Origin of the sequence: Jiulongibacter sediminis (genome assembly GCF_001306455.1) — a bacterium.
Classification (GTDB): domain Bacteria; phylum Bacteroidota; class Bacteroidia; order Cytophagales; family Spirosomataceae; genus Jiulongibacter; species Jiulongibacter sediminis.
This window is the reverse complement of record NZ_LGTQ01000009.1, coordinates 80,176-100,158: the sequence shown is the minus strand read 5'-3', so window position 1 is coordinate 100,158 and position 19,983 is coordinate 80,176. Positions and strand designations below refer to the sequence as shown.

Below are 19,983 nucleotides of genomic sequence, written 5' to 3'. Positions count from 1 at the left end.
GAAAGGTTTTAAAAGGGCCTAGTTATTTGATCTGGCTTTTACTTTGACAGTAATCGTGCTATTGGTAGCTGCCAGAGGTGGGACTACCATTTCATAAACCTGAGGGCCAATAGGTATTCCGCTTAGGACATATGGCAAGGAGCCTCCAAAAACCCCAGCGTCGGTCGTAGGATCAGAGCCACTGTACGGGTAACTTCGACCAAAACCTACGGCAGGGCCTGTGGGGTCAAGTAGAATTCTTGCATCCGCATTATTCATTCCATTGATGATAGTCGGGTAACCGGCAAAAATGCGTTCGGTGGTCACCAAATTATCAACAGGAATGGTGTATCCAGCATAAACGGTATCAATGATATTGTACTTAAAATTCAAAGGATGATATAGCGGGTTAGAGGTAGAAAAAATGGTAGAACCCGTAGTCGTGGTCGAATGACAAAAACCTCCCTTGAAAATGTTATTATAAAATGAAACACTGCTGATTCCACCACTAACGGAGATGTATTGTCCCGCACTGTTACCAATGTTTGTGCTGTCTGGGTCAAAAATATTATTCACCACTAAACCCGTAGAATACATGGAATGGGCAAAGCCAATGCTGTTCATCACTACATTATTAGATATCTGATAATTCGTTTGAATGACAATTGAACTACTGCCTACTTTAATACCTGGTATGGATGAATTTTGAGAGCCAAAATAATTTTGTACCACCTTATTGTTGGAGGTTGCGTAATTGATAGTTGTGTATCCCAAATAAAGAGTTCCATCAATTTTATTACGAGAAACCAGATTATTACTACTGGCAATATTCAGGTTACCGGAAACCACCAAACCTGTAAGCATGGAGCCATCAGATCCAACATCAAGCCAGATGGAATTTATATAAGCAGTACCACCCTGCAACTTGAAATAACCCGGGCCTATTAGTGTGAGTTTTTTGTCAATTTTTACGGTTTGAAGGTACTGCCCGGCACTTATCACCAGAATGTCACCTGCTGAGGCACTGTCTACTTTAGCCTGAAGGTCATCACCATTGACCACAGAAATGGTTTCGGCTTTAAGGTGTCCCCGGGAAATTATGAATAATATGATCGAAAGAAAAAGTAGTCTTGTTTTCATAGTTTTAAAGGTTTGGGCAATTGAAAAGAGAAATTTTTCGATGAGCCAACAGGGCTCTTCTTCGTGAAAATTCTACTCTGAAGCCATTGCTGAGTTCAGCCTCGGGATGCGGAAAATCAGGATAGTATTCCACAATATGCTCGATATTGAGAATCACCTGTTTATTGACCCGAACAAAAGGAGCGTTTTTCACCAGCTCCGACATCTGCTTTAAAGTTTTGGCAATCAGGATTTTGCGACCGCCCTTCAGCCAAAGCCTTGAGTAATTGACATCCGACTGGATGAGCATGACCTCGGAAGGAGGCAATTCTACATTTCGTACAAACTTTATGGTGTTGAGTTTCATGGCTGTAAAGTTTACTCCACAAAACTGTCTCATAATTAAGCCGGTGGCAATAAGGCATTTGCCCTATTTACGCACGTGGCCCTGCTCAGCATATTCTGATTATATTTGAAATATTAAGCCCCAAAAGCCTGTCAAAACAGGTCGCTCTGTAAACAATAATGAGGCAAATTCTAACCATATTGGCCCTTTCGGTTTTGTGCCTGCTCAAAACTCAAGCTCAGGAAAAAGCTTTTTTTTTGAGAGACACTACCGGTCAGATTTCATTTCCGGAAATTCTAAATAATGGCCATTTTGAGGAACAAACAGATGGTGATTTTGGACTTGATAATGTTTGGCACTGGTTAAAAATTGATGTTCCCCCCAGCCATGATGATCGGGTAATTTTGATTGAGAATTCATTTCTCGATGAAATTCATTGCTATTTCAAAGGCCCGGACACACTTATTGATTTTGGGGAAATGTTTTATGGCACACCGGTTTCAGAGAGGCCTATAGATCACTATCAGTTCGGGTATCCTGTACCAAAATCGGGTGGAACATACTACCTGAGGGTATATCGTAAATTTCTTAAACTAGCTGCTCCGTTTAAAATCTACACGGCTCAAGAGTTTAGAAACGAAGTCTCCTCAAAAAATAAAGTTTACGCTGGCTTTACCGGCATTTTTGCCTGTGTCATCCTTTTTTCGTTAATCCTCTTTGGTATAAACAGAAAGTGGTACTACCTCTTTTACAGTCTATACACTTTTCACATCTGGCTGTCTACTTTGCTGGCGGAGGGCTCAGTAGTTGAATACTTTCACCGGTATAATCTTCTCTTTTCGTCGTATAACTGGCGAAACATGCTTAACAATCTGGTAGTCTTATGGCTTTTTGGTTTTGTGAATACCTTTATCCTGGCAGGGGCAAAAAAAACACGATTCCTAAAAACACTCATTGCTCTTTCTTTGATTGGGATCTTGGTACCACTTGCTCTTTTGCCTTTTGAGCATTTATATATCGACCATCTGAAAGACCTGCCAGCCATATTAAAGTTTTACCCGTACAGCGGTTTTACGGTAGGCACCTTCTTTTGTTTTGCTTTGGTAGCCTACAGCCTGATCTTTAAAGTACAGCCCTTTTCAGCCAAAATATTTTTGATTGGTTTTACGCCGCTACTGATCTATTCATTCCTATCTCCCATGAGAAATATAGGCGTCATACCCGATTATGAGTGGCTATCTTACAAAACCCGGTTAGCCTGCATTCTTTTTGATGTGCTCTTTATTTTTATTGGTATTGCTCTACAAATCAGACGTTTGTCAAAAGAAAAACTCAGACAAACCCGCTTGGCTTTAGAAGCCGAGCTCCAACTATATAAAGAGAAAGAAAGAATTAGCCGGGACCTCCATGATAATGTAGGCTCACAACTGACCGTAGTTTCTACCGGCATTGACAGAGCATTATATCTTTCAGAAAAAGAGGGCTTTAAAAAAAGTAATCTGGAACAACTAGGCGAAAATGTAAGGTCTGCTATTCAAAGCTTGCGAGACTCCATCTGGGCTACCCATTCTGAAAAAATTACAGCGAATGATCTGGCCTTAAGAATCAAAAATTACCTTTTGAAGCTTTCGGATCAGGTAACCATAAACGGGCAGTTTTCGGATAAAGAAATTGATGCCTCTCATGCCTTAGATATCTATCGTATTTTTCAGGAAGCTGCCCAAAACGTCATTAAGCATGCCGGCCCCGCTGAAATATTCCTGACTTTCAAAGAGAACTTAGATGGCTTGAGTATATATCTCAAGGATACCGGAAACGGCTTTGACCCTCTATCGATTGATGGTGACAACCACTTCGGGCTGGAAAATATGAAGGCAAGAGCCAGCCAATTGCCGTGCAATTTTTCTATCAAATCTGAAACAGGTCAAGGAACAGAGGTGATTTTACATTTGAACTTAAAAACATAAATAGGGCATTTGCCTTATTGAACCCTTGCTTACAAAATCTCAATTTTGGACACATGATAAGAATTGGCATCATAGACGACAACCCCACACTACTCAGAAATCTCAGGCAAAACCTAAGCATTTTTGAGGAGGTTGAAGTGATTTTCAGTGCTAACTCGGGCCTTGATGCTGTTTCTAAAATGAATAATACTCCGGCAGAAGTATTGCTTATGGATATTGAAATGCCGGTGATGGATGGTATTGAGGCTACTCAAAAAATTAAAGAAGAACATCCCGAGGTAAAAATCATGATGCTTACCGTAATGGATCGTGAGGACAAAATTTTTGAGGCTATAAAAGCCGGGGCTTCAGGCTATCTTATGAAAGATGAACGGCCTTCTAAAATCATCGCGGCCATAGAAGAAATGATGGAAGGTGGGGCTCCTATGTCGCCAACAGTAGCCATGAAAACCTTGCAAATATTACGCAAACAGGAGATTGCAGGGAAAGAAATTGAGTCAACTCAGTCACCGGAAGATTTCAACCTAACCAAACGTGAAATAGAGATTTTAGAAAAGGTAGCCGATGGTCTTACCTATAATCAAATCGCTGAAGAGCTCTTTATCTCGGCCAAAACGGCAAGAAAGCATATTGAAAATATTTATCAAAAACTGCATGTACACTCAAAGCTGGAAGCAGTAAGTCTGGCCCGCAGAAACCGCTGGGTTTAAAATAAATCCTGAGTATTAATAAATAACAAATGGTTCTCTGAAAAAGAGATCATGGAATTGCTATGCAAAATAAAATCACAAAATATTCGGTCAAAAAGCTCTCTGATCTGGCAGGAGTAAGCGTCAGAACTCTACATATCTATGACGAAAAAGGTCTGCTCAAACCGTCTGAAAGAAGTAAATCGGGACATCGCATTTACGGTCGACTTGAGTTTAAGCGACTCCAGAAGATTCTGTTTTACAAAAACCTCGGGTTCTCTCTGGATGAAATCAAAGAGATGCTCTTTACTACCGACTGGCAAAGACTTAAGGCCTTGAGAAATCAAAAAGAACTTCTCATTCATCAGTTCAGAGAACAAGAAAAAAGGCTTCATCAAATTGAGGAAGCTATTGAAAAACTTAGTCTGGAAAATCAGTTGCCTTATCAACAAACGCTAAAAAAATCAGCGGCTTGAAGCTTTTAACGTCCGAAATCATCTTGGACCCGCACGATATCCTCTTCATCAGAAGGGTTTTCTTTATCAACGTGCTGCCAGATTTCGGCCACAATCCCATAACCATCAGTACCCACTAAACGGTGACGCTCGCCACATTTCAGATTAACAATATCACCAATTGACAGTGTCTGAAGCTCAGTCTGTTCATCGGTATCTGAGATCACAACTCCGGCTACACCACCAATTAATTTCCAGATTTCTGCACGACGATGGTGGTACTGCCAGCTTAGTCGCTGATCCGGAGCCACAACAAGAATCTTAGGGCTAAGCTTCTCAAAGCCTGCGAAATCTTCTAAAGATAAATGCGGAAAGAAGGCCTGAATAAATTCCGGAGCCTGACTTTCGTCTAATACAAAAAAACCTCCCCATGGGCGGGCATGGTCAGTGGCAGTTACCTGAAAGCCTTTCTCATCTAAAAAAGATTGAACACTTGAGAAAACTTCGGGCCTTTCAGCATTCTTTCCAAATTGCAAATTCATGTGATATTGTTTAATGTTTGTGTTTCGTTCATTTCAATTTAGAGGCCAATCCTCCAAAAATGCCAATAGGGCATAAAGAAGCGTTATTTTTCGAAGAACGGAAAGCAAATCCGTTCCACAATTTGGATATTTCTATTTATTGGAATTCTTCAATAATACTTTTACCCTCAGATTTATCTCCACTTGTCCATCTCCATTTTTCATGTAGACGAATACGCCCATCTGGTAAAACTTCTGGAGTAGAGTGACAGACTCCCGTCATCAGTTCTCCGTTTGTATTTATCTGCTGATACCGCATGTCCAACTCTCCGTTTTCAGAAACCAGAGCAATAAGACTTCCTTTGGCAATCTGTCCTCCAGCGTATTCTGATGTCAAAATATTCCCTTCCTGCTTGTAATGGAAAATCGTTTCAGCAGATGTCTCACCATTTTCAGTGTTTTGGACCGGTCGGAATCGGCGATTGTGGTAATTGATTTTCATTTGGTAATCTAGGGAAATTGCAAAATAGCCTTTAAAGGCTTCTGAGTAGGGAAAACCTGCTGAGTCATCACCTTTTTTCCGTCATTCGCAAAAAGCTCAATCACGGATTGATCCATGTATAAATCCAGAGATTCAAAATTTCCTATTTCCATTTGGTCTTTACTGGCAAAAGAAGAATTGAAGTCAACTTTTCCACTTTGAGTACGATCAAAAGTGAGTACTCCGTTTGAAACGGAAATAAGGGTGAATTCCGATTCAGATTGTTCAAGTTTCAGCTCAAAAGAACCTTCAATTTGACCCAAACGAATATGAAAGACCGGATTTTCAAAATCAGCCTCCGGATTCTTCTTACTTAGCTCAACCGTCTGAATATCCTTTGAAACAATCGGAGAGTTCATTAGTCGATACGTGCCATTTTCATTGTAAAGAGACAGTTCCCTTGGAAAAGAAAAGCCACCTCTGAAACCCTTGTTTGGAGTGTCATTGGCATAAGCCCAATTGGTAGTCCATCCCAGAATGACAGGCTTCTGATGGTGCGTCGGTAGGTTATTGAAAGGAATAGCTGCATAAAAATCCTTACCGGCATCTAGCTGAAAAACATCATTCTGTACTTGTGGCGTAAACGATTTTCCATCGAAATCACCCACAAAATACTGCATACCAATGAATCCCGGAGTCTTGTGGCCAGATGAGATCAGCAGTACCCATTTTGTTTCCTTCGAATTCTCAACAGGCACCTCAAAAAGGGCGGGGCATTCCCATATTTTGGTGGTGTCTCCCTGTTTGCCAAATTCACTTAGCAGTTCCCATTTTTTGAGATCATGCGACTCATAAAACTGGGCTGTATATTCCTGAGGTTTGACCACGGTCATCAGCCAGCTGTTACGTTGATTATTCCAGATCACATTGGGGTCACGGAAATCCTTCATACCCAAATCCAGCACCGGATTTTCCTCATAATGCGTCCAGGTTCTTCCCTTATCCGAGCTGTAGGCAATACTCTGGTATTGCCCCATTCCTTTGCCACTACTATCTACATGTACCGTAAAAATAGCCACCATGCCTTTGGTAAACCCGTCCTCAAAAAAGCCGGAAGTATTGGTAGAGTCTATCACAGCCGAGCCGCTGAAAATCATAGAAGTGCTACCATCACCGTTGTCAAACTCAGGAATGGCCACAGGAAGGTGCTCCCATGTTACTAAATCTTTGCTGATAGCATGGCCCCAGCTCATATGCCCCCATTTATCGCCAAAGGGATTATGTTGATAGAAGACATGATATTCAGCGTCCAGAAAAATCAGTCCATTGGGATCATTGGTCCAGTTTTGGGGTGGGGTGAGATGGTATTCAGGGCGGCAAGTCATTTCCTGTATTTCTTTCTGCTGACAAGACCAGATTGTTACAATAAACAGGACAACATAAAGTAGTTTACTATTTTTCATTCTGAAGGGTTTTTCTTTTTCAACATTTTCGTCATCCAGTCTCTTTGAGCTTTTTGTTGCTCGGGGTAAACCCAATGAGCAGACTCCAGAGCTAAAAACTTTTCTTTCTTGCTTTTGATGACGTTATAAGCCGCAAAAATGGAGGTAGGCGGTACCACATTATCATTATACCCAAAAGAAAACCACACCGGTGCCTGAATGCTACGGGCAAAGTTCAGGGCATCATAATAACTGATGGTTTCCACAATTTGCTTGTGAGAGCCCCACTCCCATTTCGTTTGATCTTTGAGGTAATGCGGCCATCCACCGGCTCGTCCTTCCAGATAACCGGTCATATCACACATGGCAGGGTGGACAGGGGCCACGGCTGTGACTCTGGCATCTATTCCCGCTGTAACAAGACTTAATGCTCCACCTTGCGAGCTGCCCATTACTCCCAGGTTTTTGCCATCCCATTGAGGCAAAGAGCTTAGAAAATCGTTGGCTTTGATGCAGCCCAAATAAACGCGTTTGTAGAAATATTCGTCCTTATCATGAATCCCATCTTCCCAATAATGATTATTCCAGCCAGCCAGCAAATCGTCATAGTTTTTCTGTGGCATGGTGACGGAAATGCCATGAATACCTATCTCAAAACTGATAATACCATCTTCAGCAAACTGGACATCGCCGTAGTAAGGCCGTATTCCCGCACCAGGCACTTTGAGAACAGCAGGGTATTTACCTGCTTTTTTGGGTAACGAAAGAATGCCATAAAGCCTGGCTCCCTTCTTCCAGTTTTGCAAACTCACTTCGTAAACATTGACTTTTTCAGTGCAGCGTTCGGGTAACAAAATCATACGGGTATCCATTGGCAACTCCCGGTTTTCTTTGACGGCATTTGACCAGAAGGTTTGAAAATCAAAAGGCAGTTTAACTGTTGGCTCAATTTTCTCAGGCTCAAAACCCGCCGTAGCCCATGCAGAGTAGGTTTTGCCATTAAGCTCAACCGAAACCTGACAACGTTTGAAGCCCGGTTTCTCCATACTTCCACCTTTAATAAGGATAGAACCGTTTTCAAGAAAAACATCCTGTTCTACTTCAGGCTTCATTTGTTCCTCACCAAGTACATAATGAATTGTCACATTAGGCAAGGGTACATTACTTTTCAAAACCGTCACCTGAAAATCAGCATCTTCACCAATTTTGTATGTCCAGTCGGCATGATTCGGCGTTACGATGATCTCAATCCACTGATGATCAGGTGGAGGCTGGGCGATTGAAAGAAAGCCGGAAAAAGTAAAAAGGAATAAAAAGAGCCTTTGCATTGAGCTTAATTAGGGTTTATCGATCAACGAAAATATGAATTATTCTCCCCGATCAATCAGCCCTGAGTTCAAAAGAAACAATCTATTTCTTTATCGGAATCCAAATATCCTCCTCAGAGGCTGGATTCAAACGATCATACTTTTCATCCAATACCTCAAAATGTGGACGATTGTCCAAGTGAAAACCTGATGAAGGTAGCCATTCATTTAAGATATAACCTATTGATTTCATAAAGCCCTGTGGCGTATTACCCACATGCCTGAAGACCGCATAATATCCTTCGGTTAATTCAAATGACTTCATTCCCTCCGGAATATTTTCAAATGCCGAAACTTCAACCAATGCCCACTTTTCAAATATAGTAGAGGGTGTATACTCTGACATCAGAAGCCCTTCGGGAGACCTTTGCAACGAAACAAAACGATGGTCAATACGATGTTGAATCGTATTTCTCAAAGGCATAAATTTCGACCACAATGGCCCTGGATTATGGTTTTGAAAGCTCATGGGCATCATCATGCCTACGAGCTTTTTGGGAGAAATATTTTCAATTCTTGGGTTCTGCATTTCTCAAATGATTTACTCAATAATCAAATCACAGCTCTCCTCAATATTGCTGATCTCGGCTCCCAATCCGCGGTAGAAAGCTTTGGCTGACTCATTCCAATGGGAGACCTGCCATTTAACTTTATAGCAGTTTTGTTCTTTGGCAAGGTCGATCACTTTTTGAATCAACTTTGTCCCCAAACCTATTCCACGATAGTCTGGTTGCAGATAGAGATCATCGAGGTGTAAGGCTTTGCCGGTCCAGGTATGATAAGCCGGGTACCAGGTAACATAGCCGACCAGCTCCTTTGCGTCATTTTCCACCACAAAACCTTTGAGAAGGTCTTGCTCTTTTTCCATTCTTTCAATGGAATTTTTGAGGGCTTCAGGCCTTTTTTCAAAAACGGTAAACTCCTTAAATAAAGCAAAGAGCGACGGTAGGTCGCTCTTTGTAATCTCTCTGATATTGATATTGGAATTCAATTGCTAGTGTCCTCCTTTAATTGATTTTTTGGCTACTTCGGCATCAAAATCGATTCCCTGCTTGCGAAGAGTTCGCTGGGCCACGATCCCGAAAACAAACAAATATACAAAACAGCCTGTCGCCAGTAAATATGAGGTCTGGATTCCCATCACATCGGAAAACTTGCCCTGCATCACAGGCAAAATAGAACCACCCAAAATCATCATTATGAGCAATGCTGAGCCCTGATTGGTAAATTTACCAAGACCAGCAGTTCCCAAAGAGAAGATACTTGGCCAAAGAACCGAGCAGAACAAACCACCCGAAATCAGACTGAAGAGAGCCAGTTTACCGGTTGTCAATACTCCAATAAGTGTCATTAAGGCTCCCAAAGCGGTAAAAATCAAAAGAATAAGTACCGGTTTTTCTTTACTGGCAATAAAAGCAAGAATCATCACCACCACACAAAGGGCGTAAGGGTAAAGATCTGAAACATCTCCGCTATAAAGTGAGTTAGCAAAGAGTACGATACCAAAAGCCACAAATGGCACCACCCATGTCAAAATCTTTTTCAAGGTTGCCGAAGGATTAAAAGCCGGCATGGCGGCCGTCCATCGGCCAATCATCATAGAGCCCCAAAAAAGAGATACATATTTTGATATTTGGGATGAATCCAGATTTTGTGTTTCTTTCAAATACTCGCCGAGATTTGAGCCAACAGTCACTTCCACTCCCACGTAAACGAAAATGGCTGCCATCCCTAATAAGGCCTGTGGATAATCAAATACTTTACTTTCATTCCCTGTCAGAGGTCCCGAATTAAGCCCGCGATACATAGCATAAATCAGGAACAAACACATAACTCCGAATGAAACCATAATAGCAGTTTCAATAGAAGCTACCAATGAAGAAATAACAAAAATGGCAATAAGGATGAGTGGACCAAAAGTAAGAGCATTACCTACTTCTACCTCCTCGTCGTTCTTGATACGGGGTAGTTTTGATATCCAAAAGAAAAGAGCCACCGTCACAAAAAGGACTCCCAGAATCAAGTAAGGAATTTTCACATCCTGAATGGAAGCATTCTCAGCAGCCTCTGCCGATATAGAGCCAAAAATGGCGTAACTCACCAGAGCCGGACCGATAGTACCCCCAAAATTATTGACGGCCCCACCCATGTTGATACGCAAGGCTCCGGTTTCCGGAGGCCCCAAAGCAATCATAAAGGGTTGAGTAGCTGTTTGCTGAAGACTGAAACCCAAGCCAACGATAAATAAACCTGAAAGCAGCAAACCGTACGAACGGGCTTCTGCAGCCGGGTAAAACAGTAGGGTTCCTAAAGCTGAGAGAACAAGACCGATAATGATCCCGTTTTTATATCCGATCTTATTGAGAATATCGGTTTTAGTGAATTTCGAGAACATAAGGTAGAGCCAAGAACCCACGAAGTAGGCCGCATAAAAGGCAAAGTCAACGAGCTGAGCCTGCGTTTGAGTTAACTCAAACTTCTCTTTAAAAAGTGGAATCAGAATACCATTTGAGGCTGCCACAAAGCTCCAGAAAAACCACACCGTCATAAGGGTGTACAGAGCGGGCATGTTTGATTTATTATCAGACATAGGTTAGAAGGGTTGTAATTTGGTCAATATTGAATGAGCAAATTAATTTTATTTTTTAAAAAATTTTAAAAACCCCTTAAAAAACTATTGCCCCTTGAATGGGTTTGTAGGAGAATTGTGAATTCAACCAAGTCAGCACCCTGAAACTCTACTTTTCCAATTCAACATTTCCTACGCCGACCGCTTCCGGTAATTCCTAACCGCTAACCAGTTAAAACCAATGGCAAAAGCGATCATCATACCAAAATCGGGTAGTAAATCTTTGAAGGTGCTACCTTTTATATACACTGCACGGATCACCTCAATAAAATAGGCCGGCGGATTGATTTTGGTCAGCCATTGAGCCCAATTTGGCATACTTTCAATGGGTGTGTAAAGTCCACCCAGCAAAATGAAGATCATCATAAAAAAGAAGGCGAATAGCGTCGCCTGCTGCTGTGTATCGGCGAAGGTGCTCACCAACAAGCCAATACCCAGAACTCCTAACAAATACACTGCCGAGAAAACATAAATAGTGAAGAAAGAACCCACTGGCAAAATGCTGTATACTATAAACGAAACCACCATGCCTAAGGTTATTGAAACCATACCTAAGACCCAAAATGGCAGCAATTTCCCGAGGATAAACTGCCATTTTTTGACCGGAGTCACGTTGATTTGTTCGATGGTTCCGGCTTCCTTTTCCGCCACTATATTTAAGGCCGCCAAAAAACTTCCCACCATAGTCACCAGAATGGCCAGAATCCCAGGAACCATAAATAAATAATAACTGATATGCGGGTTATACCATCCTGCTGAAGTTATTTCCACCAGCGGAAGCGGCGAAAACCGTGGAAACTGAACCCATTCTTCTCTGACTTCCCGATTAAAGTCAGCTATGATTTGAGAAGCGTAGGCCGTACCCAGACCAGCTTTAATTCCATTCACGGCGTCGGCAGCCAGATGCAGTTTAGCTCCATCTTCTTTGATCAACTGTTTTTCAAAATCGGGTGGAATCGTTAGAATAATGTCGGAATCACCTTCTCCAACCGCTTTAAGCGATTCCTGATAGGAATTGCCGTATTCGGCCAACTGAAAATATCCTGTGGACAATAGCTTTTGAGTCAGACGGTTTGAGTAAGGCGAATGATCTTGATCCACCACCGAAATATTGATCTGTTTGATCTCGTAATCTGCCGCCAGCGGAATCAAAATCAACTGAATAACAGGCATCATAAAGATCAGCCGCAGAATCGTCGGATTCCGGAAGATCTGTTTGAATTCCTTCTGAAGTAGATATTTGAGGGTGTTCATTATGTTTGATTTTGTGCCGAGGTTATAACTTTCGTTACTGGTTGGAAGCTCGGAGTTGGAAGTTGGAAGTTTTGACGGATGACCGAGGATACTCCGGTCACCGGTCTTCGGTCTTCCGTCTCCTCTACTCCAGCCTCACCTTAAATTTCTTAATCGCGGCGACGAAAAATATCACAGTCATAACCACCAAAATACCAGTCTGTTTGGCTACGTAACTGAAACCTAAGCCTTTGACCATGATGGCTCTTACGATGCTGTAATACCATTTGGTAGGCACGATATTGCTGATGATTTGCATGGGTTTCGGCATATTTTCAATGGGAAACATAAAGCCGCTGAAGACCAGAGCCGGCATCAAAAAACCCACCAATGAGATAAACATGGCCACCTGCTGCGACTCCACATTCGCTGAAATGAGTAACCCCAGGGCCAGCGTAGTGAGTATGAAAAGCAGCGACTCGGCCAGTAACAAGGGTAATGACCCAGCGATTGGCATATCCAAAATAAAGACAGCCATGAGTAAAATGAGAATCACATCTACAAAACACAGAGCCAGATAAGGAACCGCTTTACTTAAAACCACCAGAAGTGGCTTCATGGGCGATACCAATAAAATCTCCATTGTACCCATTTCCTTTTCTTTCACAATGGAAACGGAAGTCATCATTGCTCCTAGCAACATGAGAATTAGTGTCATTACACCCGGCACAAAATTGTAGGAACTTTTGAGCTGAGGGTTATAAAGCATCCGGGTTTCAGTGGTGATTTGGTAAGGCATTTTCATGGTACCGAATAACTCATTTTGAAAGTCACGTACTACTGCTGAGGCATAATTGATAACGATATTCGACGTATTCGGATCAGAAGCATCGCCCACAAAACGGATCTGAGCACTGTTGGAATGTCGTAAATCATGATCAAAATTTGGAGGAAAAATCACCACTATCCGAACTTCGCCACGGCGGAAAGTCTGATCAATTTCCTGCTCCCGATCCAGAAATTTAACCACGCTGAAATATTGACTGTGATCCAACCGATCAATGAGCATGCGACTACTCTCATCTTTGGCATTATCCAAAATACCAATGGATGAATTCTTCACCTCGGAAGAAAGAGCAAAACCAAACAAAAGCATCATCATCACGGGTAACCCGATGAGAATCATCATACTCCGCCTGTCCCGCAGCAGGTGCTGAAATTCCTTTTTGACAAAAGCTAAAAACAGTTTCATTGCTCTTAATGTTATTTTCTACTCTACCGCGAAGCCGCAAGTTCGCAAAGTCTAATTCCCTTAATTTGGGTCATCCACCCCCGATAAAAAACCGCCTCAACTCGTAGGTTTAAGGGGACTGAGTAAGATGTAGGCAACTTCGGTCCCCGGTCGTCCGTCTTCCGTCAAAAAACATCAAACATACATCACCAACACCACCCTACTCCCCTCTCTTCGCCCCACGGGCCAGTCGCAAAAACACCTCATCCATATCTTTGGCCTCAAACTGATTCCGCAATTCCTCCGGCGTATCCAGTGCGGCAATAGCTCCGTCAACCATGATACTTACCCGGTCGCAATATTCTGCCTCATCCATGTAATGCGTTGTCACAAAAACGGTTATACCCCGATGAGCGGCTTCGTAAATCATATCCCAGAATTGTCGTCGGGTGATGGGGTCAACACCACCAGTTGGCTCGTCTAAAAACACAATTTTAGGTTCATGCAAAATGGCCGTGGAAAAAGAAATCTTTTGTTTCCAGCCCAATGGCAACGAACCCACCAACTTATCCGCCTCCTGAGTCAGTCCCAGTCGACTTATCAATTCTTCCGATTTTTCTTTGAGTTCCCTTTTCGGAATGCCATAAATTCCTCCAAAAAAGTGGATGTTTTCACGCACCGTCAGGTTATTATAAAGCGAGAATTTCTGACTCATATAACCAATGTGCTTTTTGATGTTTTCTGTTTCCGTATAAACATCATAACCGGCCACCTTGGCCACACCAGAGGTTGGAGCCAGTAAACCGCATAAGATTCGCATGGCGGTGGTTTTACCGGCACCATTCGCTCCCAGGAATCCAAAAATTTCACCTTTTGAAACTTCAAAACTAATGGCATCCACAGCCGTGAAATTTCCGAATTTCCGGGTCAGGTTCTCTGTATGTATTACCGTTTCAGCCATGATTTTCCTGCTCCAGCATTAGTTTGATAAATACATCTTCAATATCGGGCATCACCTCGTGTACGGTCAGATTCATATGTCCCTTTTCTCCGAGAAAATGTAAAAGGGAATCCGTAGCCGGACTATCCTTGAAAACGACGTGATTGTCTTCTCCAAAAGCAAAACAACTATCGGTTTGGTCAAATGATCTGATATCCTGAATAAGCCGATGCCGGTCTGTTCCTTTGACTGAATACGTGGGCTGACGATGCTTTTCCAGGATATTTTCCAGCCGGTCAATTTCCATGATTTTGCCGTCTTGCATCAAAGCGATCCTGTCACAGCGGGAGGCTTCATCCATGTATGGCGTGGAAACAATAATTGTTATACCGCGGGCTTTCAGCAGGTCCAGCATATCCCAGAATTCTTTCCGGGAAACGGGATCAACACCTGTTGTTGGTTCATCCAGAAACAGCACTTTGGGTTCGTGAATCAAAGCACAGCAAAGGGCCAGCTTTTGTTTCATCCCTCCCGATAGTGCTCCGGCCAGACGGTCTTTGAAAGGTTCTATCTGAACATAGATATCCTTAATCAAATGATAATTTTCCTCAACGGTTGTTTCAAAAACGGTAGCAAAAAAGTTCAGGTTTTCAATGATGCTCAAATCCTGATACAGTGAAAATTTACCCGGCATATAACCAACAATCTTCCGTATCTCCCAGAAATCATCCACCACATCAAAACCATTCACTTCCGCCTTTCCTTCGTCAGGTTTTAACAGCGTGGTGAGAATCCTGAACAGGGTGGTTTTACCCGCACCGTCAGGACCAATCAAGCCAAAAAGCTCTCCACTTTCCACTTCCAGACTCACGTCATCCAAAGCGGTAACGGTACCCTTTTCATAGGTTTTGGTGATATTTTGAATTGAAACGCGACTCATGTCTTCGACTTCACTTGTGGCTTCGACAGGCTCAGCCACCGCTCCTCTCCAGAGAGGGGACTTTCTTTATTTTAAAATTTTACTTCTCCGTACATGCCCAGTTTAAGGTAGCCGTCGTTTTTGACTGCCACTTTGATGGCGTATACCAGATTTGATCGTTCGTCTTTGGTTTGGATGGTTTTGGGCGTAAACTCAGCCTTGTCCGAAATCCATTCCACGGTGCCGGGTAATTCTTTGTAACCTTCCTCCCCGTTATCCACCATCACGGTAACGGCTTGCCCGAGTTTCAATGTCGCCAGCTGATCATTGGTGATATAGGCTCTCAATTTCAGTTCCGATAGATCCGCCAGTTTGTAAAGAGCTTTGCCCGGAGCGGCCACCTCGTTTTCTTCCGCATATTTGACCAGAACAGTTCCGTTTACCGGGTTCTCAATAGCACATTTGTCCATCATATTTTCTACCTGAGCGATGCGTTCCTGCATCGGCTTACTCTCACTCATCACCGCCCGGTTGGCAATGGTAATCTGATCTTGCTGGGCTTTCATTTGCTGTCGCGTTATGGCCAATTGGCTTTCCGCTGCGGCTATTTGTTTGGTCAAAACAGCCACTTGCCCGTTGATGTCATCCAATTGTTTGGTAGGCACTGCATCTGATTTGGCCAGGTTTTGAACTCTGTTTTGTTCTCTTTCAAGTACCTGAAGCTGTTCTTCTTGAGCCGAAAGTGCCTTTTCCTGAGAGGCCAGCTGAGCTTTTAAAACTTCCACTTGCGGACCGGCTGAAGTGCGTTTGGCTCCAAGAGCTTCCAGACTTGCTTCCAGTTGAGATTTCTGGAGGTTCAGGTTTTCGCAATCGATGAGACCCACCGACTGACCGGCGGTCAATTGCGTTCCTTCTTCCAGATTGAGCTGTAATATCTGACCGGAGGTTTCCGCCGAAACGATGATTTCTTTCGCTTCAAAAACGCCCGTGGCATCAAATTCATTTTTATCCTTATCACAGGAAATCAATCCCAGCAATAAAAGCGATCCAATACTGTATATGCTTTTCATTTTTTATGAATTTTTATTCTTTGTTTCTTTTTTGCCACCAAGTCACGAAGTCACGGAGGTGAACTAAGGCTTTCTCTTCGTGTGCCTTTGTGTTTTCATTAACCTACTGCCCCAGCAAAAGCCGGATATTCTGTCTCGTCTGCAAAAGCTGTACTTCATGGATAGCCTTGTTTTGACGAGCCTGATCCAGTTTATTTAATTCGACCAGATAATCTGCAGAAGTAATGACACCATTATCCAGCTGAGTCTCCGCCGTCCGAATCAATTGCTCTCTGATATCTATCAATTCATCATCACCAGAAATTAACTGCTTCAAACGCTCCAATTCGTTTTCTTGTTTACTTTTTTGAATTTCCGTGGCCAATAAAAAGCCTTCTTTCTGAGCATCCAGTTGCTTTTGGACTACCTGCAGCTGCTGTATTTCTGTCTTTTGACCTCCGGTGTATAAATGACTAATCGGGATTTTTAAGGAAACACCTCCAATGAAGTAGGGTGAAAAATCACGAGCCAGAAAGTTTAATCCCGGCCTACCATAGCCACCTGTAGCAAAAAGAGCAAGCTTGGGAGCATTTTTTGCTTTGATCAATTGCTCACCTACCCGAAGAGACGTCTGTTTAGCCGATAAAAAAGCCAACTCGGGGCGATTGTTCTGATCTTCCGAACCGGATGTAAAAACATCCTCTGAAAAGGTGGCATTGGAGTCTAACGTTTTCCCGGTAAGTAAACTCAAACTTTCCATGACCGATTTTTTTATTTGATCTATCTCTGCCATTTTTTGGTTCAGTTCCAGTTCTTTGGCTCTTAAATCAAGTAAAGAAGATCGAGTGGCAACTCCATTTTCTACAGCTGCTTTTGCAACCTTCATTCTGGCCTGTAAATCATCCAATAATAGATTTGCATTCGTCCTTTGCTTATCGGCAATGATCGCTCCGAAAAACAACTGACTTACTTGTTCTTCAACTTTAATCAGTTCTGTAGCAATGCTATTTTCCTGTACCGCCTGATCTGTTTTCGCCTGAGCTTTTCTGGCCGCAGTCAAGCCACCATCCCATATATTTTGCTGCAGATCCAGCGTTAGCTTATACTGATCCTGAGGGGGCGGCTGAATGTCAATTCCAGGCAAAGGAATTGAAATGGAAGTCACCTCCGACTGCCAGGTAGCCTGACCACCAAGGGTAGATTGAGGTAGATAAGCTCCGGAGATTTCTTTAAGTTTTAGCTCTGTTGACTCCTTGATTAGTGCCATTTGTGCCTGCTGAGGATGATGATTGCGTGCAGCATTGATAAGCTCATCCAACGAATGCTGAGCAATAAGCATTGGCGAAGCCAACAAACTCAAAATCAAGGCTTTCAATACCTTTCTCATGGTGTTAAAATTTTTCTGATATAAAGTTTCAATTCAGGTATTCTAGACCTCATCATGCTCTCAAAATTGCTTTCTTCCATCTCAAAAACGACTTTCAAAATAGGCTTACCTAAAAAAGGAAAAACACACATCCCAATCACCGAAATCAGAAATTGGTTCGGGTCAATCTCCGCCACCACACCTTGTTCCCTGTCTTTTTGATAACTGATAAAAACACTTTCGGCCAGTTGTGCCTTAAAAGGCAATTTTTCAATAAAACCCTGAGTACCTGATGAGTTCACCGTACGAACCACAAAAAACGGAATGAAAGGATAGCGGGTTAGAAAGTTGATATAGCCCTCAACGAACTCCTCCATTTTCTCAATGAAAGTGGTGTCCTCTCTTTTCATCATATCCTTCACCGCAGGAAAAAAGAATTTTGATTTCATCTCAAAAATCTTCTCAAAGAGCATCTCTTTTGACCTGAAATAGTAATGCAGCATGGCCTTGTTAATCCCCGCTTTGTTAGCAATGTTTTGCATGCGTGCTCCCTCAAAACCATCTTTTACAAAGGTCTCCTCGGCCGCGGCCAGAATTTTTTCTTCCGTTGATTGCTCTTGCTCAGACACTACTCTAACTTTATGGTTTATCTAATTGGTTTAACCATTTGGTTAATTCGTAACAAACATAGAAATAGAAATATTCAGATTCAAACCTTTTCTATCTTTTTTTACTGGTGAAGCTCTCTAAGAATAAGGCTTTTAGAGCGGTCAGTACAACGAAAAGTCTCTATCAGGCATTTGAGAAGCATAAAACGTGAATTGTATGAAATTGATCATATTCGTATTTGCCTTCATTTTTACCGCTTGTAAAACGGCTGAAATCTTACCCTACGAGGTTAATCCCGAAAGATTCGGTAAATCTGCTAATACGGTTTATGAAAATGCCCGGCTGAATCAAAAGAAAGACGCTCCAACTTTTGGTCTGTCAGGTCAATATGAGATCATGAAAGGCGATAAACTGGTGTTTGAATACATTTTCGTCAAAGAAGCCAATCCAAATATTGCAGACGATGAGTTTACCGAAACGCTGGTTTTTGAAACCGATACCAACATTACCAATAAGACCTTCAAAGACGGAGAGATTATGAAACAAAAAGCTATTTATCGCTATTTGTGTTACTGTATTCCAGTAGGCGAACTTAAAGAAACCAAAGGTACCATAAGCATTACCCGCCTATCGGCTGAAAGCTACCAGGTCGTGGCCGATGTTGACTTTATTTTCAAGCCTGCCGAAAACTTTACTGATCCGGTGACCTGGCAGGTGGATTTTGATAAAATTTTCACGGTAAAGTAGTATTTATCTGATGTGACAGTGCCTAAAGCTCCTAATACTAAAGCTTTATGTGTATCTTTTGAATCTCAAAACCAGTTCATGTCTAAACTTAGTGAGAAGCAGCTCAATGATTTTATTGATCAGGGATACCTGAGACTTGACGGGGTGTTTGATCAGCAAACTGCCGAAGAAGCCCGGAAAATCCTCTGGGAAGCCATGGGTGTGCAGGAAGCCACAGGAGTTTACTGGAAAGAACCGGTGATTTACCTCGGAGATTTTGCTCAAAAGCCTTTTCGTGAAGCTGCGAATTCAGAAAGACTTGCTGTAGCCTTTGATCAATTGGTAGGACAGCAAAACTGGATTCCCCGCATGAGTCTCGGTAGTTTCCCTATCCGGTTTCCGTCTTTGAAAGAACCAGGAGACACCGGCTGGCATGTAGATGCAAGTTTTCCCGGCGATGAGCCCGGTGATTATATGAAATGGCGAATCAATATCTGCTCAAAAAACCGTGGTCTATTAATGCTTTTCCTGTTTTCTGATGTCACAGCAGCCGATGCCCCGACCCGAATACGCGTGGGTTCTCATCTGGATGTGGCCAGAATTTTAAAGCCTTTCGGCAAAGAGGGGCTGTCCTTTACGGAGCTGTCAGATAAGCTAGGCAGCACGAGCAACCGAAAAGAGATATTTGCTACCGGTGAGGTAGGTACCGTCTATTTATGCCATCCTTTTTTAGTTCATGCCGCTCAAAAGCATCTGGGGCAATACCCGAAATTCATGGCCCAGCCACCTCTTTTTACCAAGAATGACTTGAGCCCTTTAGTTGAAAAAGAAGAATATCCGGCGGTGGAGATGGCGATTAGGAGGGCTTTGAAGGTTTGATTAGGAAAGGCGATTCTTAATCTTTTTTATCTAATC

21 protein-coding genes are annotated in these 19,983 nt (G+C 42.5%); 5 read left to right on the top strand and 16 right to left on the bottom strand.

Features of this window, described 5'->3' with window-relative positions:
• Positions 1-18 precede the first annotated feature (18 nt).
• Both AFM12_RS11110 and AFM12_RS11105 read right to left on the bottom strand, forming a co-directional pair.
• Positions 19-1,119, bottom strand: a complete 1,101-nt coding sequence (locus AFM12_RS11110; protein ID WP_055148177.1) for a right-handed parallel beta-helix repeat-containing protein — start codon at positions 1,117-1,119, stop codon at positions 19-21.
• Positions 1,120-1,123: 4 nt separating this feature from the next.
• A complete protein-coding gene (locus AFM12_RS11105; protein ID WP_055148175.1) occupies positions 1,124-1,465 on the bottom strand; it encodes a LytTR family DNA-binding domain-containing protein in 342 nt (113 codons plus the stop codon).
• Between the two features lie 158 nt (positions 1,466-1,623).
• Between AFM12_RS11105 and AFM12_RS11100 the strand changes: the two genes are divergently transcribed.
• The 3 genes from AFM12_RS11100 to AFM12_RS11090 all read left to right on the top strand — a co-directional run bounded on the left by AFM12_RS11100 (position 1,624) and on the right by AFM12_RS11090 (position 4,576).
• A complete protein-coding gene (locus AFM12_RS11100) occupies positions 1,624-3,411 on the top strand; it encodes a sensor histidine kinase (RefSeq protein WP_055148173.1) in 1,788 nt (595 codons plus the stop codon).
• 53 nt (positions 3,412-3,464) lie between these two features.
• Complete coding sequence (locus AFM12_RS11095; protein ID WP_055148171.1) at positions 3,465-4,121, top strand: response regulator; 657 nt, start codon at positions 3,465-3,467, stop codon at positions 4,119-4,121.
• Positions 4,122-4,183: 62 nt separating this feature from the next.
• Positions 4,184-4,576 carry a MerR family transcriptional regulator gene (locus AFM12_RS11090; protein WP_055148169.1) on the top strand — a complete coding sequence of 131 codons (393 nt, stop codon included), beginning with the start codon at positions 4,184-4,186 and terminating at the stop codon, positions 4,574-4,576.
• A 5-nt stretch (positions 4,577-4,581) separates the two neighbouring features.
• Here AFM12_RS11090 and AFM12_RS11085 read toward each other — a convergent pair whose 3' ends face one another.
• The 14 genes from AFM12_RS11085 to AFM12_RS11015 form a co-directional block, all read right to left on the bottom strand.
• Entirely contained in the window at positions 4,582-5,097 is a 516-nt protein-coding gene (locus tag AFM12_RS11085) for a cupin domain-containing protein (RefSeq protein WP_055148167.1), read from the bottom strand.
• Positions 5,098-5,233: 136 nt separating this feature from the next.
• Positions 5,234-5,578 (bottom strand): avidin-fold protein, encoded by a 345-nt coding sequence (locus tag AFM12_RS11080; RefSeq protein ID WP_055148165.1) that lies wholly within the window; start codon positions 5,576-5,578, stop codon positions 5,234-5,236.
• Between the two features lie 8 nt (positions 5,579-5,586).
• Complete coding sequence (locus AFM12_RS11075; protein WP_131458318.1) at positions 5,587-7,020, bottom strand: glycoside hydrolase family 32 protein; 1,434 nt, start codon at positions 7,018-7,020, stop codon at positions 5,587-5,589.
• Positions 7,017-8,327 carry an acetylxylan esterase gene (locus tag AFM12_RS11065; protein WP_055148159.1) on the bottom strand — a complete coding sequence of 437 codons (1,311 nt, stop codon included), beginning with the start codon at positions 8,325-8,327 and terminating at the stop codon, positions 7,017-7,019. Before AFM12_RS11065 ends, AFM12_RS11075 begins: the two co-directional genes overlap by 4 nt.
• Positions 8,328-8,409: 82 nt before the next feature.
• Complete coding sequence (locus AFM12_RS11060) at positions 8,410-8,895, bottom strand: GyrI-like domain-containing protein (RefSeq protein ID WP_055148157.1); 486 nt, start codon at positions 8,893-8,895, stop codon at positions 8,410-8,412.
• A gap of 12 nt (positions 8,896-8,907) precedes the next feature.
• Positions 8,908-9,357, bottom strand: coding sequence for a GNAT family N-acetyltransferase (locus AFM12_RS11055; RefSeq protein WP_055148155.1), 450 nt, complete (start codon positions 9,355-9,357; stop codon positions 8,908-8,910).
• 3 nt (positions 9,358-9,360) lie between these two features.
• Positions 9,361-10,956: an MFS transporter gene (locus tag AFM12_RS11050; protein WP_055148153.1), complete on the bottom strand. Its 1,596-nt coding sequence runs from the start codon at positions 10,954-10,956 to the stop codon at positions 9,361-9,363.
• 171 nt (positions 10,957-11,127) lie between these two features.
• Positions 11,128-12,249, bottom strand: coding sequence for an ABC transporter permease (locus AFM12_RS11045; RefSeq protein WP_055148151.1), 1,122 nt, complete (start codon positions 12,247-12,249; stop codon positions 11,128-11,130).
• 124 nt (positions 12,250-12,373) lie between these two features.
• Positions 12,374-13,480: an ABC transporter permease gene (locus AFM12_RS11040; protein WP_055148149.1), complete on the bottom strand. Its 1,107-nt coding sequence runs from the start codon at positions 13,478-13,480 to the stop codon at positions 12,374-12,376.
• A 199-nt stretch (positions 13,481-13,679) separates the two neighbouring features.
• A complete protein-coding gene (locus AFM12_RS11035) occupies positions 13,680-14,420 on the bottom strand; it encodes an ABC transporter ATP-binding protein (RefSeq protein WP_082391297.1) in 741 nt (246 codons plus the stop codon).
• Entirely contained in the window at positions 14,413-15,378 is a 966-nt protein-coding gene (locus AFM12_RS11030) for an ABC transporter ATP-binding protein (RefSeq protein WP_310586868.1), read from the bottom strand. Before AFM12_RS11030 ends, AFM12_RS11035 begins: the two co-directional genes overlap by 8 nt.
• Before the next feature lie 32 nt (positions 15,379-15,410).
• The gene (locus AFM12_RS11025; RefSeq protein WP_055148148.1) at positions 15,411-16,388 is read right to left on the bottom strand and encodes an HlyD family secretion protein; all 978 of its coding nucleotides are present in this window, start codon (positions 16,386-16,388) and stop codon (positions 15,411-15,413) included.
• Positions 16,389-16,491: 103 nt separating this feature from the next.
• On the bottom strand, positions 16,492-17,754 hold the full coding sequence (locus AFM12_RS11020) for a TolC family protein (protein WP_055148146.1): 1,263 nt from the start codon (positions 17,752-17,754) through the stop codon (positions 16,492-16,494).
• Complete coding sequence (locus AFM12_RS11015) at positions 17,751-18,362, bottom strand: TetR/AcrR family transcriptional regulator (RefSeq protein WP_055148144.1); 612 nt, start codon at positions 18,360-18,362, stop codon at positions 17,751-17,753. The genes AFM12_RS11020 and AFM12_RS11015 overlap by 4 nt, the downstream gene beginning before the upstream one ends.
• A 196-nt stretch (positions 18,363-18,558) precedes the next feature.
• On the opposite strand from AFM12_RS11015, the gene AFM12_RS11010 reads away from it, so the two are divergent.
• Together AFM12_RS11010 and AFM12_RS11005 are read left to right on the top strand one after the other, a co-directional pair.
• Positions 18,559-19,089, top strand: coding sequence for a hypothetical protein (locus tag AFM12_RS11010; protein WP_055148142.1), 531 nt, complete (start codon positions 18,559-18,561; stop codon positions 19,087-19,089).
• A gap of 78 nt (positions 19,090-19,167) precedes the next feature.
• A complete protein-coding gene (locus tag AFM12_RS11005) occupies positions 19,168-19,947 on the top strand; it encodes a phytanoyl-CoA dioxygenase family protein (RefSeq protein WP_055148140.1) in 780 nt (259 codons plus the stop codon).
• Positions 19,948-19,983: the final 36 nt, after the last annotated feature.

What these genes read in the sequence shown, in the direction of transcription:
- AFM12_RS11110 (WP_055148177.1), bottom strand. Translation starts at nt 1,119, where the DNA reads ATGAAAACAAGACTACTTTTTCTTTCGATCATATTATTCATAATTTCC.
- AFM12_RS11105 (WP_055148175.1), bottom strand. Translation starts at nt 1,465, where the DNA reads ATGAAACTCAACACCATAAAGTTTGTACGAAATGTAGAATTGCCTCCT.
- AFM12_RS11100 (WP_055148173.1), top strand. Translation starts at nt 1,624, where the DNA reads ATGAGGCAAATTCTAACCATATTGGCCCTTTCGGTTTTGTGCCTGCTC.
- AFM12_RS11095 (WP_055148171.1), top strand. Translation starts at nt 3,465, where the DNA reads ATGATAAGAATTGGCATCATAGACGACAACCCCACACTACTCAGAAAT.
- AFM12_RS11090 (WP_055148169.1), top strand. Translation starts at nt 4,184, where the DNA reads ATGCAAAATAAAATCACAAAATATTCGGTCAAAAAGCTCTCTGATCTG.
- AFM12_RS11085 (WP_055148167.1), bottom strand. Translation starts at nt 5,097, where the DNA reads ATGAATTTGCAATTTGGAAAGAATGCTGAAAGGCCCGAAGTTTTCTCA.
- AFM12_RS11080 (WP_055148165.1), bottom strand. Translation starts at nt 5,578, where the DNA reads ATGAAAATCAATTACCACAATCGCCGATTCCGACCGGTCCAAAACACT.
- AFM12_RS11075 (WP_131458318.1), bottom strand. Translation starts at nt 7,020, where the DNA reads ATGAAAAATAGTAAACTACTTTATGTTGTCCTGTTTATTGTAACAATC.
- AFM12_RS11065 (WP_055148159.1), bottom strand. Translation starts at nt 8,327, where the DNA reads ATGCAAAGGCTCTTTTTATTCCTTTTTACTTTTTCCGGCTTTCTTTCA.
- AFM12_RS11060 (WP_055148157.1), bottom strand. Translation starts at nt 8,895, where the DNA reads ATGCAGAACCCAAGAATTGAAAATATTTCTCCCAAAAAGCTCGTAGGC.
- AFM12_RS11050 (WP_055148153.1), bottom strand. Translation starts at nt 10,956, where the DNA reads ATGTCTGATAATAAATCAAACATGCCCGCTCTGTACACCCTTATGACG.
- AFM12_RS11045 (WP_055148151.1), bottom strand. Translation starts at nt 12,249, where the DNA reads ATGAACACCCTCAAATATCTACTTCAGAAGGAATTCAAACAGATCTTC.
- AFM12_RS11040 (WP_055148149.1), bottom strand. Translation starts at nt 13,480, where the DNA reads ATGAAACTGTTTTTAGCTTTTGTCAAAAAGGAATTTCAGCACCTGCTG.
- AFM12_RS11035 (WP_082391297.1), bottom strand. Translation starts at nt 14,420, where the DNA reads ATGGCTGAAACGGTAATACATACAGAGAACCTGACCCGGAAATTCGGA.
- AFM12_RS11025 (WP_055148148.1), bottom strand. Translation starts at nt 16,388, where the DNA reads ATGAAAAGCATATACAGTATTGGATCGCTTTTATTGCTGGGATTGATT.
- AFM12_RS11020 (WP_055148146.1), bottom strand. Translation starts at nt 17,754, where the DNA reads ATGAGAAAGGTATTGAAAGCCTTGATTTTGAGTTTGTTGGCTTCGCCA.
- AFM12_RS11010 (WP_055148142.1), top strand. Translation starts at nt 18,559, where the DNA reads ATGAAATTGATCATATTCGTATTTGCCTTCATTTTTACCGCTTGTAAA.
- AFM12_RS11005 (WP_055148140.1), top strand. Translation starts at nt 19,168, where the DNA reads ATGTCTAAACTTAGTGAGAAGCAGCTCAATGATTTTATTGATCAGGGA.